This window comes from Caulobacter sp. P4_E5, from assembly GCF_056401555.1.
The window spans coordinates 1-12,082 of sequence record NZ_JBFUJD010000062.1; the positions used below are offsets into that span (position 1 = coordinate 1).

Consider the following 12,082-nt stretch of genomic DNA (forward strand, 5'->3'; position numbering starts at 1 on the left):
ATCTTGATCTCTCGGCGGAATTTTGTGTCGGATGCAGCACATTTTTTTATCAGGCCAAGCTTGTTTCCTGCGTCGATTTGGCGCCTTGTATTCACGCAGCAGGGTAAAAATCGAAGGTTCTGCTCATAGTGCAGCTTGCTCGATTTGGATGGGTATGTGCTTGATAGCGTCAGAATAAGACTTGACTATACAGCACTGGCGAACGCTATGTGCATGATGTGAGGCCGCGACATCTTTCCGGATTCGATCTTGTGGTCGAAGGCAACGGTTAAGAGGAGTCGATCTCGGTCATCGCGCGGGGAGGCGCAGGGAGAGCGAAAGGCGATGCGGCGCAAATGCTGCATTGCGATAGTCCAAGACTATATCGTCTCTCAATTCTCTATAAATATTAGGGTGGGCCCAGATTTATCTAGCAATCATCAAAGAGGTTTGATGATTGCTTGTGCATCGGAGGTCGTGCGGTGAACATTGGTATGACTCAAGTCACCTCAGTGAGCATGAGTTTGCCTCGGATCAGCGAGGTGGTTTCTCGATGTCTCGACATCGCCGTGGCGTTGCTGGCGCTGATTTTCATCACCCCGTTGCTGGCGACGATCGCGATCGCGATCAAGCTCGCCGACGGGGGCCCTGTGCTGTTCAGCCATCGGCGCATCGGGCGCGATGGCCGGCCGTTCGGTTGTTTGAAATTTCGCAGCATGGTCGTGGACGCCGAGGAGCGTCTGGCCAGGCTGCTGGCGGTCGATGAATCGGCGCGTCAGGAATGGCTGCTGGACCACAAGCTGCGGGACGATCCGCGTGTCACGCCCCTGGGATCCTTCCTGCGCCGGTCCAGCCTCGATGAGCTGCCACAGCTAATCAACGTGCTGCTTGGCGAGATGAGCATCGTCGGGCCGCGTCCGATCGTCCAGGCCGAGGTCGCGCGCTATGGCCGCCGTTTCGCCTCCTATTGCGCGGTGCGTCCGGGGATCACCGGCCTATGGCAGATCAGCGGCCGCAACGACGTCTCCTACCGCCGCCGAGTGGCGTGCGACGTCATCTATGCGCGGCGTAAGTCGCTGAGCCGCGATGTCTTCATCATCGTCTGGACCGTGCCCGCCGTCCTCAAGGGCCAAGGCTCCTATTGAGGCGCGGTTCGCGGCGGTTTCGGCCGGCCGTGTCCCGCCCAATGTTTCACTCCGCTTTGAAGGATCATGGTCATGCGAGTTGCAATGATCGGCGCCGGCTACGTCGGCTTGGTGTCCGGGGCCTGTTTCGCCGATTTCGGCCATGAGGTCGTTTGCGTGGACCGCGACGCGGACAAGATACGGCGGTTGATGGCGGGCGACATGCCGATCTTCGAGCCGGGTCTCGACGAACTGGCGATGCGCAATGTCCGCGAAGGGCGGCTCGCTTTCACGAGCGATCCGGCCGACGCGGTCAGGCAAGCCGACGCGGTGTTCATCGCCGTCGGCACGCCGTCGCGGCGCGGCGACGGCCATGCGGACCTGTCCCATGTCTACGCCGCCGCCGAGGAGATCGCCGGCCTGATCGACGGCTTCACCGTCATCGTCACCAAGTCGACCGTGCCGGTGGGCACCGGCGATGAGGTCGAGGCCATCATCAAGCGGGCGCGGCCCGAGGCGGACTTCGCGGTGGTCTCCAATCCGGAGTTCCTGCGCGAAGGCGCGGCCATCGAGGACTTCAAGCGTCCTGACCGCGTGGTGRTCGGCTGCGACGACCGTCGCGCCGAGGACCTGATGCGCGAACTCTATCGCCCGCTGTTCCTCAACGAGACGCCGGTGGTCTTCACCGGTCGTCGGACCAGCGAGCTGATCAAGTACGCGGCCAACGCCTTCCTGGCGATGAAGATCACCTTCATCAATGAGATGGCCGACCTGTGCGAAGTGGTCGGGGCCGACGTGCAGCAGGTGGCCAGGGGCATCGGCCTGGACAAGCGGATTGGCGGCAAGTTTCTCAACGCCGGTCCCGGCTATGGCGGATCGTGCTTTCCAAAGGACACCATCGCCTTGGTCCGCACCGCCAGCGACCATGGCGCGCCGATCCGGCTGATCGAGACTACGGTGGCGGTCAACGACGACCGCAAGAAGGCCATGGTCGGCAAGGTGGTCCGTGCGCTCGACGGCGACATGCGCGGCCGGACGATCGCCCTGCTGGGCCTGACCTTCAAGCCCAACACCGACGACATGCGCGACGCCCCGGCGCTGGAGATCATCGCCGGTCTCCAGGCGCTGGGCGCGCGGATCCAGGCCTATGATCCGGAGGGCATGCGCGAAGCCGGCCGCCTGGTCTCTGGCGTCGATTTCCGTCCTGGGCCCTATGAGGCCGTTGAAGGGGCCGACGCGGTGGTGATCGTCACCGAATGGGATCAGTTCCGGGCGCTTGACTTGGAACGGGTCAAGGGATTGCTGCGGCGGCCCGTGGTGATCGACCTGCGCAACATCTACCGCCCCGAGGACATGGCCGAGCAAGGGTTCGCCTATGTGGGGGTCGGGCGGCCTCAAAAGCGGGTCCCGGAGGAGGTCGCGGCCATCGCGGCGGTGGCCTAATGGCGCGTCCCATGCCCTTGCCCCAGGGGGACGTCTGCGTGATCGTCGCCGCCTATAACGCCCAGGCGACGATTGGCCGGGCGATCCGCTCGGCCTTGCAGCAGCCGGGGGTCTCCGAGGTCTATGTCATCGACGACGCCTCGGAAGACAACACGATCGCGACGGCGACGGCCTGTGACGATGGCAGCGGGCGCGTGGTGATCCTGCGCCAGCCGTCCAACCACGGTCCGGCCGCCGCGCGCAATCGGGCCCTGGACCTGACCACGGCGGCCTGGGTCTGCGTGCTGGACGCCGACGACTATTTCCTCCCGGGGCGCATCGCCCGGCTGCTGGCCGATGTCGGCGACGCGGACCTCGTGGCCGACGAGCTGATCCGGACCCAGGAAAATTCGCCGACCGCGATCCGTCACCCGTCCACGCCCGTCAACAATCCGCGGCGGATCGACTTCGAGGCGTTCGTGTTGGGCAATGTCAGCCGGCAGGGCAGGCCGCGCCAGGAACTGGGCTTCATTAAGCCGCTGATGCGCACGGCGTTCCTGCGCCAGCACGGTCTTATCTATGACGAGCGGCTGAGGCTGGGAGAGGACTACGAATTCTACGCCCGCGCCCTGGTGCGGGGCGCGCGGATGGTCCTGTTGCCGCCGCGCGGCTATGTCGCCGTGGAGCGGGCCGGCTCGCTGAGCGGGAGCCATTCCGAGGACGATCTGCGCCGTCTGCGCGATTGCGATCGAGGATTGGCGGCCCTGAGGGCCCTGAGCGCGGGTGAGCGGCGGGCCCTTCGCCAGCATGCCGCCAGTGTCGACAGCCGGCTTCAGTGGCGATTGATGATCAACGCGGTGAAGGCGCGCGACGTGATCGGCGCCTTGCGCACCTTCACCTCCTGGGAGGTCGGCTCCTATCTGGTCGCCCGGCTCGCCGAACAGGCTTGGCTCCGCTCCGTCGGACGTCTGGCGGCGAAATCCAGAACGGCCCCGTCGACATCGCGACCGTCGACCGCCGCTCGTTTGAATCAAACCATCGCGAAGTGAATGCATGACGATAGCCACTCAAGGCCCGTCCTTCATCGCTCCCGGCGCCTCGCGCGGCGGGACCCATGAGACGCCCAGGACGGTTTCCGAGGTCATCGATCCGCGCAAGCTGTGGCGGACATTTCAGCGCCGGCTGCGGACGTTCATCGCCGTGGCCACGATCGTGCTGCTGGCCGCCCTGATCCTGACCTTGATCGCGCCGCGCCTGTTCTCCGCCAAGTCGCAGATCATGTTCAATCCGCGTCCAGAGCAGGTTATCGCCTCCCAGTCGGTGGTGCCCGATCTGCCGGCGGAATCCGCGGCGATCGACACCGAGGTCGAGGTCTTGCAGTCGCGCGAGCTGGCCCAGCGGGTCACCGACCGGCTGCAGTTGCAGAAGGATCCAGAGTTCAACGCCTCCCTGCGCGAACCCTCGCAGCTGGACCGCTGGCTCGCCAGCCTCGGGCTCGGGGAGCCGGAGCAGCCGCTGGCCAGCCGCGAACAGCTTGAAACCCGGGGCCGCGGCGCGGCCATCGGCGCCGTGCAGCGCGGACTGAATATCCGGCGGTCGGGCCTGACCTATATCGTCGATGTGGGCTTCGCCTCTCGGGACGCCAAGAAGGCCGCCCTGATCGCCAACACCTTCGCCGAGGAATATCTGAACTCGCGATCCGAGGCGAAGATGTCGACCACCACCAAGGCCAACCATTGGCTGCAGCGGCGGTTGGCGGAGCTTGAGCCGGAGCTGGCCGCCAAGGAAGCCGCCGTCGCCGCCTATCGGGCGCGCAACAACCTGCTCAGCGCCCAGGGCGCGACCTTGGCCGAGCAGGAGATCTCCAGCTACAACCAGCAACTGGCCACGGCGCGGGCCGAGGAGGCCACCGAGCAGGCGCGCCTCGACACCGCGCGCAATCAACTGGCGCGCGGTTCGCGGGGCGATGACGTGGGCGAGGCCCTGGATTCTCAGGTCATCCAAAAGCTGCGCGAGCAACGGGCGGGGGTCAGCGCGACCGTCGCCGATCTTCGGGGCCGCTATGGCCCCCGCCACCCCGACCTGCTCAAGGCGCAGCGGGAGCTGGGCGACATCGACCGGCAGATCGAGGATGAAATCCATCGGGTGATGTCGAACCTCGAGGCCAAGGCTCAGGTGGCGCGGCAGCGGACGAGCTCGCTCGTGGGCAGCCTCGGCGCGGCCCGCGGGGGCCTGGCGGGCGTCAACGCCGCCAGCGTTTCGCTCAACCGGCTCGAACGCGACGCCCAGGTGGCCCGCGCGGACTATGAGTCGCTCCTGGCCCGCTATCGCGAGACCTCGTCTCAGGCGGCGCTGCAGGATTCCGACGCCGAACTGGTCTCGCGGGCGCGGGCGTCGAGCATGCCCAGCTCGCCCAACGTACCGATCAATGTCTCGCTGGGCGTGGTGCTGGCCCTGGTCCTGGGGATCGGCGCGGTCCTGCTGGCCGAGGCGATGGACGACAGCCTGGCCACGGCGGCCGACGTCGAGCGGAAGCTGAACCTGACGGCGCTCGGCTCGGTGCCGCTGCTGCGTTCGGTGTCGAGCCGCCGCGACCGCGACATGGCGCCGGCCGCCCATGTGCTGGCCAGACCGATGTCGGTGTTCGCCGAATCCTTCCGCACGCTGCGCGCGGTCCTGTTGCACGGCGAGTTCGGCGAGGTGCGGATCGTCGCCGTGACCTCGTCCCTGCCGGGAGAGGGCAAGACCACGGTCGGCGTCTGCATGGCGCGCAGCGCGGCCCAGGCTGGCCTGAAGGTCGTGCTGGTCGATTGCGATCTTCGCCGCCGCAGCCTCAATCAGCTGCTGGGCCGTGAACCCGATGTCGGGCTGCTTGAGGTGCTGTCGGGCGCCTGCGGACTCGACCAAGCCCTGTTGGCGGACGTCTCGGGCGCCATGCTGCTGCCTACCGCCCACCGCCAGACGGTCCACCAGGATGTGTTTTCGCACCCGGCCATGGATCGGTTGCTGTCGACCCTGTCTGCCCGCTTCGATCTCGTCCTGCTCGATACGGCTCCCGTTCTGGCGGTGGCGGACACGCGCGTGCTGGCGGCCAAGGCGGATGTCGTCCTGCACGTGGCGCGGTGGCGCAAGACATCGACCAACGCCGTGGACGAGGGCCTGCGCTATCTGGAGCAGTCGGGCGCGACGATCGCCGGCCTGGCCTTGACCCAGGTGGATTTCCGCCGGCAGCAGCGGTTCGGCTACGGCGACCCGGCCTTCTATTATGGCCAGTTCAAGGGGTACTACGCCAATGGCTAGGCTTTGGGCCCGCCGCGCGGAGCGTGGCTCAATGAGGCTTGAGCACCAACCACGCCGCGGTCCAGCCCACCACGTTGAAGGCGATGATGAACGCCAGGGTCTGGCGCTTCGACCAGCGCGGCTTGGGCTTCTCGCTGACGGCGGGAGCGGCGTCGAGGCGTTGCGCCGCGACGGGGCCCGGGCCGGTATAGTTCGGTATCTTCTGCCTCAAGACCATGATCCCGGCTTCCCATTTCGATCCGACCTTGGAGGCCTGGCTCAACCCAAGGCGTCAGAGATCGGATGCCTGAATGTCTAATCCACAAAGTCATTACGTGGAAGGTCTCGGCGCCGTTCCTCAACAGCGGCAAAGGCGCGCAGGTCGGGTGGGGAGCCTAAAGCGGTGATCGAACTCGTCGAAGAGCCCCGGCTCGGCTCCGCCGGGGCGGCTGTGCCGCGCGCGCCGCGCGTCAGCGTTTTGATGGCCAACCACAACGGCTCGGCATTCATCGCCGACGCTCTGGCCTCGATCCAGCGCCAGACCCTGAGGGACCTGGAGGTCATCGTCGTTGATGATGGCTCACAGGACGACAGCGTGGCCATCGTTCGGCGCCTGGCCGCCTCGGATCCCCGGATCCGCCTTCTGGAGCGTGCTCGCAGCGGCGGGGCGGGCGCGGCGCGCAACGCGGCCCTGGCCGTCGCGCGGGGTGATTGGGTGGCGGTGGTCGACAGCGACGACCTGATCCATCCCGAACGCCTGAAGACCCTGCTGACCAAGGCCCAGGCCGACGGCGCGGACATCGCGGTCGATGACTTGCTGATCTTTTCCGAGGATGAGGCGGCGCCGCCGCGCGCCCTGCTGTCTCGGATGCTAGGCGGCGCGCCCCGTTGGATCGACCTGCCCGCCTTCGTGCGATCCAACCGATTGTTCGGACAGGAGCCGGTGCTGGGCTTCACCAAGCCGCTGATTCGGCGCGAGGCCCTGCGGGTCGCGGCGGTCTCCTATGACGAGGCGCTGCCCGTCGGCGAGGACTACGACCTGCTGGCGCGGGCGATGGCCCGGGGGCTGCGTCTGAGGGCGTATCCGGACCTGACCTATTTCTACCGCAAGCACCGCGTCTCGATCTCGCACCGGCTGGACGAGGCGCGACTGGAGGCGATGGCGGCCAACGCCGCACGCTATCGCGCCGACGTCGAGGCGTCGCCGGCGCTGGACGCCGCCCTGACCGTTCGTGAGCGGAGCATCACGGCCGCGCGGGGCTTTATCCAGATCGTCGCCGATCTTAAGCGCGGCGCGGTGCTGGAGGCCCTGCGGACCAGCCTGCGCTCGCCAGGCAGCGCGGCCCTGTTGAACATCGTGGTCGGCGACCGTTTAGCGGCGCTGACGCGTGGCCCCGCGACGCCGCGCCGGACCTCGGCGGCCGGGCGGGTCGTGGTGTTGTCGCGCCAAAGGGTGATCGGGCCCACCAATGGAAGCTCGACCTATCTGCTGAGCCTGTGCCGGGCGCTCAAGGCGCGCGGACTGTCGGTGGAGTTCCTCGGGCCTAGTCCCGGGACGTTCGGCCGCTGGCCTTGGATGCGGCTGACCTCGGAGATGGCCGTGTTCGATCGGGTGCGGGTGCGCGGCGGGTGGCGGATCGGCGACCTGCTGATCGCCCAAGACCCAGCCGTCCTGGGCGCGGCGCTGTTGACGATGTTGGAGCGTCTGCTGGCCAAGCTGAAACTGAAGCCCAGCGGGTGGGTCAAGCCTGCGCCCTACGCCGTCAGCGCGGCGGCGGCCGATGTCGACAGGCTCTATGTCGCCGAGCGCGCGCGGGGTGCGCGAGCCATCCTGGCCGACTACGCCTTCCTGACGCCGCTGGCCCCCTACGCCCTGACGCCAGGCGCGCCCTGCTTCGTGGTCATGCACGATCTGTTCTCCAACCGGACGGCGTCGTTCGCCGCCGCGGGCGCGACGGACTCGGTCGCCACGCTGGATCCGGAACGGGAGTTCGAACTGCTGTCCCAGGCCGACGCCGTGGTCGCCATCCAGGAGGCCGAAGCGAAGGCGGTCAGCGCCGCCAATCCCGACCAGAGAGTGATCGTCGCGCCGCTGGCCACCGCGCCAGTCGACGCCGCCAGCCCCGGCGAGGCGCCGCTCTTGCTGTTCGTCGGCAGCAACACCGCGCCCAATGTCGTCGGCTTGCGGTGGTTCTTCGACAAGGTCTGGCCGGCCGTCAGGGCGGAGCAACCCGAGGCGATGCTGATGGTCGCCGGCAATGTCAGCCGAGCCTTCGACGTCGTTCCGCCCGGGGTGCGGATGCTGGGACCAGTGCCGGACCTCGATCCGCTTTACGCTCGCGCCGCGGTCGTGGTGTCGCCGCTGACGACGGGGTCGGGGCTGAAGATCAAGGTGATCGAGGCGCTGGGGCGCGGCAAGGCCGTGGTCGCGACCTCGGTCAGCCTGCAGGGTGTGGAGGATTTGCTGCGATCCTGCGTCCTGCGGGCCGACGATCCCGAACTGTTCGCCGCCCATGTGGTCGAACTGCTGGCGAGCGCCGCCCGGCGTGTCGCCCTGGGCGAAGCCGCGCTCGATCGCGTGCGTCGCAGCTTTTCGCCCGAGGCCTGCTACGGCGAATTCCTCGAAGCCATTGTCGGCGCGCCATGAGCGAGGTCGCGCTGGATCAGGCGCCGCTGGCCACGCGCGCGGTCGCGACCGCCGAACGTGACCGTATCCAGGTCATGCGCGGCCTGGCCTGCCTGCTGTTGGTCCTGTTCCACGTCATCGGCGGCAACGCCCATGACGGCCTGCGGGTCCCGGACGACGGATGGATCCGCAAGGGACTGGACCTGCTGCTCTACATCCGCATGCCGATCTTTGGCTTCCTGTCGGGCTATGTCTACGCGCTGCGGCCGACGGAGCGCGGCCGGTTGCTGCCGTTCCTGAGGGGCAAGGCGCGGCGATTGCTGCTGCCGCTGGCGACGGCCTCGACCCTGTTCTTCCTGACCTGGAACGCCCTGGACGGCGCGCTCATCCGGCGGCTGCCGGAGATCTGGCGGATCTACGTCTTCTCCTACGAGATCTTCTGGTTCCTGCAGGCGATGGCGTTGATCTTCGTCGGGATCGCCGTGCTCGAGGGGCTGGGACTGCTGCGTCGTCCGGCGGGTGTCGTCGTGGCGGCGGTGACCGCCTATCTGCTGGCCACCCAGTTCGAGGCGGTCACTTTTCTGTCGATCGGCGGGGCGCTTTATCTGGCGCCCTATTTCCTGCTCGGCCTGGCCGCTCGCCGCTTCAAGCCGATGGACGCGCGCGGGGTTCCGTGGATGGTCGCCGCGATCCTGATCTGCGCCTTCGCGCTCCATGCCTGGAAAGTGCTGACCTTGCCGCACGCCCAAAGCGTGGGCCGTGTTCACCTGCTTTCCCCGCTGGTGGGCGGCGGCGCGTCCTTGCTGCTGCTGCGCTACATTCCCAACGACTGGCCCAGCAGCAGCTGGCTCGCGCGCATCGGCGATTCCTCGTTCGCGATCTTCCTTTTCCACATCTTCTTCGCGGCCGGTTCGCGCCTGGCGCTGACACGGCTGGGCGTGACGGACCTGGCGGCGCTGGTCGTGGTCGGCATGGCGCTGGCGATCGCCGGTCCGATGGCGCTGGAAACGCTGCTGAAGCGCCACGCCGTCACGCGTCGTGTGTTCCTGGGGCTGAATTGATCCGAGACGAGCGGGCGATGACCCGCGATCTGAACGGCCTTGATATCGCGGACCGACGGCGGCGGTGAAGTCGTGAGCTGGGGGCGGGCTCTAGCTCGGCTTCCGGTTCGATCGCCGCGGTCTCGCGCAAGCCCAACCATCCCGAGAACGCCAGGACGAACAATTGAACCGTCATCGGGGCGAAGGGCAGGAAGACGTTCTCGACCTTGGCCCGGATGGCCAGGATCAGGAACATGGTCGCCAGGAAGGCGGCGGGAGCCGATGGCGCGACGATGGTCCGCGCGACGGACTTGACCCCGGCGACGGCGAACAGCGCGCAGAACAGAGCCGCGCCGGTCAGGCCGAAGTCCACCGCCCATTCGCGATAGGTGTCGTGGAAGTGGAAGCCCTTGCCGTCGACGACGCCCGCCCATCGCAGCAGGCCGATATTGTCGGCATCGCCGCCCAGCCAGGCCGAGCGGAAGCCATGGCCGAGCCACGGGCGTTCGGCGATCATGCGGTCCGCGTGGGCCCAGAGATAGTCGCGGCCCGTGAGGCCCGGGTCCTTGTGCAGCACCGTCGTCGAGAAGTGCTGGGCTTCCTCCAAAAGGATCGAGGAGCCGATCGCCAATGGGATCATGGCGGCGACCAGCGCGAAAATCGCAAAGGCGCGCCAGCGGACGTTCAGCATGGCGAACACGGACAGGCCGGTGAAGAGCAGCACGCCGAGCGCCGCGGTGATCAGACCGCCGGCCGACTCTCCCTTCAGCAGCACGAAGCCGGCGACGGGCGCGCCTAGCAGGCCCAGCAGCCGCACCGGCCTGGGCTGTTCGCGGTCGACCACGACGGCGATGGCCGCGGCCAGGACCAGCTGGGCCAGCACGGCCATCGCGTTCTTGGAGCCCAATATGCCGATCAGCACGGGCCCGGTCGCCGAAATGCCGCGCCGCCCGTCGGCGATGCAGACCAGGCAGATGAACAATGCGCTGAGAAAGATGATCCGCACCAGCGCCCGGGTCGACAGCGCGCCGACCACCGACATGGCGATCAGCGCCGTCAGCAGCATCTGGACGCCGTAGCGCAGGCTGATCTCGGGCGCCGTCGACCAGATGACGGAAAGGCAGGCGACCAGTGGAATGGCCAGCAGCGGCCAGGCGCGAGTCAAGGTCGTCGCCAGGGTCGCGGGCCGGATACAGACCAGCAGAGCGAGAACGCCCAGCTGCAGGATGATATTGATCGAGCCCAGAATGGCGGTCCAGGTCAGGACCAGGGCGAGCAGGCACAAGGCTTCGGCGGCCCAGGGGGTGTCGAGCGGGTTGCGAGCTGAGAGTTCGGAACGGATGCGGCTGATGATGGCCATATCGCCTCGACGGAAGAGGACGGTTTCACGCGCGCGAAGGACCGCGCGGTCGATCGCCAGCATCGCTCCGCCCGCCGTTCGCGATCAAGAGCTGATCCGCAGACGAAGAGCTTAGCTGTATGTATAGGCCGTGACTATAAGTCCGGCGTGTGAGAATTTAAGCAGTAAGGGATGATATAATTGTCATTCCTCGGTTTTGTCGGGCCCGAACGTGGCGAGATTGTGAAACAATCGTTGGATCGATATATTTCGCGTGATTTTCTGCTTCTGTTGATGGAAGGTTTGTTGTCGGGACGTCTTAGCTTGAGCATTGGAGCGCCATGACTTCAGTCCCTAGACGAATACGCGCCGTGGGCATGGCGCTGGTGGTCCTGGCTGGCGCGGCCGCGGCGATCGCCGCATGGTCTCAAGAACCGGTTGGCGGTCCGCCCGAGGGTTTCGCTCTCACGCCTAGCTTCAGCGAAGAGTTCTATGGCGCAGGTCTCGACACGACCCGCTGGCGCACGGCCTATCGGACCGACGGCATAACGCCGACCACGGTGGCCAATCGGTCATTGTACGGTAATCGCGAGCGCGAACTTTATTTCGATCCGGCGTTCCTGGGGCTGGGCGTGCAGCCCTTCTCCGTCGCCGACRGCGTCTTGACCATCACCGCGGCGCCGATGTCGCCGTCGGTGCGCCAGGCGGTGGTCGCCGAGGTGGCCAAGCAGCCTCTGTCGATCCGTACTAGCCCGCTCAAGGACGTCAGTTACAGTTCAGGCCTGATCACCACCAAGGGAAGCTTCTCCCAACTCTACGGATATTTCGAGATCCGGGCGCGCTGGACCGGTGGAAAGGGACTTTGGCCCGCCTTCTGGACATTGCCATCCGACGGCGGCTGGCCGCCCGAGTTCGACATCGTCGAAGCCTTGGGCCATGAACCGACCACCGTCTATCAAAGCGTCCACTCCAAGCAGACCGGCAAGGCGCTGGGCGACACCACCCGTGTGCCCGTCCCCGTTCCCGTGAACACATCGGAGTTCCACACCTACGGCATGTTGTGGACCAAGGACGAAATCCGTTTCTATCTCGACGGCAAGCAGACAGCGGCCAAGCCGACTCCGACCGACGCCCACAAGCCGATGTATCTGCTGGCCAATCTCGCGGTCGGCGGCTACTGGCCCGGCGATCCGACAGCGACCACGCCGTTTCCGGCGACCATGACCATCGACTATGTGCGGGCCTGGCGGTTGGCCCAGTAGAACATATCCGG

At 66.7% G+C, this 12,082-nt stretch carries 9 protein-coding genes; 7 read left to right on the forward strand and 2 right to left on the reverse strand.

The features are described 5' to 3' along the window. The first annotated feature begins 473 nt into the window (after positions 1-473). The 4 genes from AC1DSO_RS17595 (at position 474) to AC1DSO_RS17610 (ending at position 5,825) form a co-directional block, all read left to right on the forward strand. Positions 474-1,124 carry a sugar transferase gene (locus tag AC1DSO_RS17595; RefSeq protein ID WP_477070056.1) on the forward strand — a complete coding sequence of 217 codons (651 nt, stop codon included), beginning with the start codon at positions 474-476 and terminating at the stop codon, positions 1,122-1,124. A 72-nt stretch (positions 1,125-1,196) separates the two neighbouring features. Further along, a complete protein-coding gene (locus AC1DSO_RS17600) occupies positions 1,197-2,546 on the forward strand; it encodes a UDP-glucose dehydrogenase family protein (protein ID WP_477070057.1) in 1,350 nt (449 codons plus the stop codon). Between the two features lie 11 nt (positions 2,547-2,557). Next, complete coding sequence (locus AC1DSO_RS17605) at positions 2,558-3,574, forward strand: glycosyltransferase family 2 protein (protein ID WP_477070058.1); 1,017 nt, start codon at positions 2,558-2,560, stop codon at positions 3,572-3,574. 4 nt (positions 3,575-3,578) lie between these two features. Beyond that, the gene (locus AC1DSO_RS17610) at positions 3,579-5,825 is read left to right on the forward strand and encodes a GumC family protein (RefSeq protein ID WP_477070059.1); all 2,247 of its coding nucleotides are present in this window, start codon (positions 3,579-3,581) and stop codon (positions 5,823-5,825) included. Between the two features lie 28 nt (positions 5,826-5,853). Here AC1DSO_RS17610 and AC1DSO_RS17615 read toward each other — a convergent pair whose 3' ends face one another. Next, complete coding sequence (locus tag AC1DSO_RS17615; protein ID WP_477070060.1) at positions 5,854-6,036, reverse strand: hypothetical protein; 183 nt, start codon at positions 6,034-6,036, stop codon at positions 5,854-5,856. 171 nt (positions 6,037-6,207) lie between these two features. On the opposite strand from AC1DSO_RS17615, the gene AC1DSO_RS17620 reads away from it, so the two are divergent. Together AC1DSO_RS17620 and AC1DSO_RS17625 are read left to right on the forward strand one after the other, a co-directional pair. Continuing rightward, positions 6,208-8,451, forward strand: a complete 2,244-nt coding sequence (locus tag AC1DSO_RS17620; RefSeq protein WP_477070061.1) for a glycosyltransferase — start codon at positions 6,208-6,210, stop codon at positions 8,449-8,451. Continuing rightward, positions 8,448-9,491, forward strand: coding sequence for an acyltransferase family protein (locus AC1DSO_RS17625; protein WP_477070062.1), 1,044 nt, complete (start codon positions 8,448-8,450; stop codon positions 9,489-9,491). Before AC1DSO_RS17620 ends, AC1DSO_RS17625 begins: the two co-directional genes overlap by 4 nt. On the opposite strand, the gene AC1DSO_RS17630 is transcribed toward AC1DSO_RS17625, so the two are convergent. After that, a complete protein-coding gene (locus AC1DSO_RS17630; protein ID WP_477070063.1) occupies positions 9,460-10,830 on the reverse strand; it encodes an O-antigen ligase family protein in 1,371 nt (456 codons plus the stop codon). The genes AC1DSO_RS17625 and AC1DSO_RS17630 overlap by 32 nt on opposite strands. Positions 10,831-11,186: 356 nt before the next feature. On the opposite strand from AC1DSO_RS17630, the gene AC1DSO_RS17635 reads away from it, so the two are divergent. Then, positions 11,187-12,071: a glycoside hydrolase family 16 protein gene (locus AC1DSO_RS17635; RefSeq protein ID WP_477070084.1), complete on the forward strand. Its 885-nt coding sequence runs from the start codon at positions 11,187-11,189 to the stop codon at positions 12,069-12,071. Positions 12,072-12,082 lie beyond the last annotated feature (11 nt).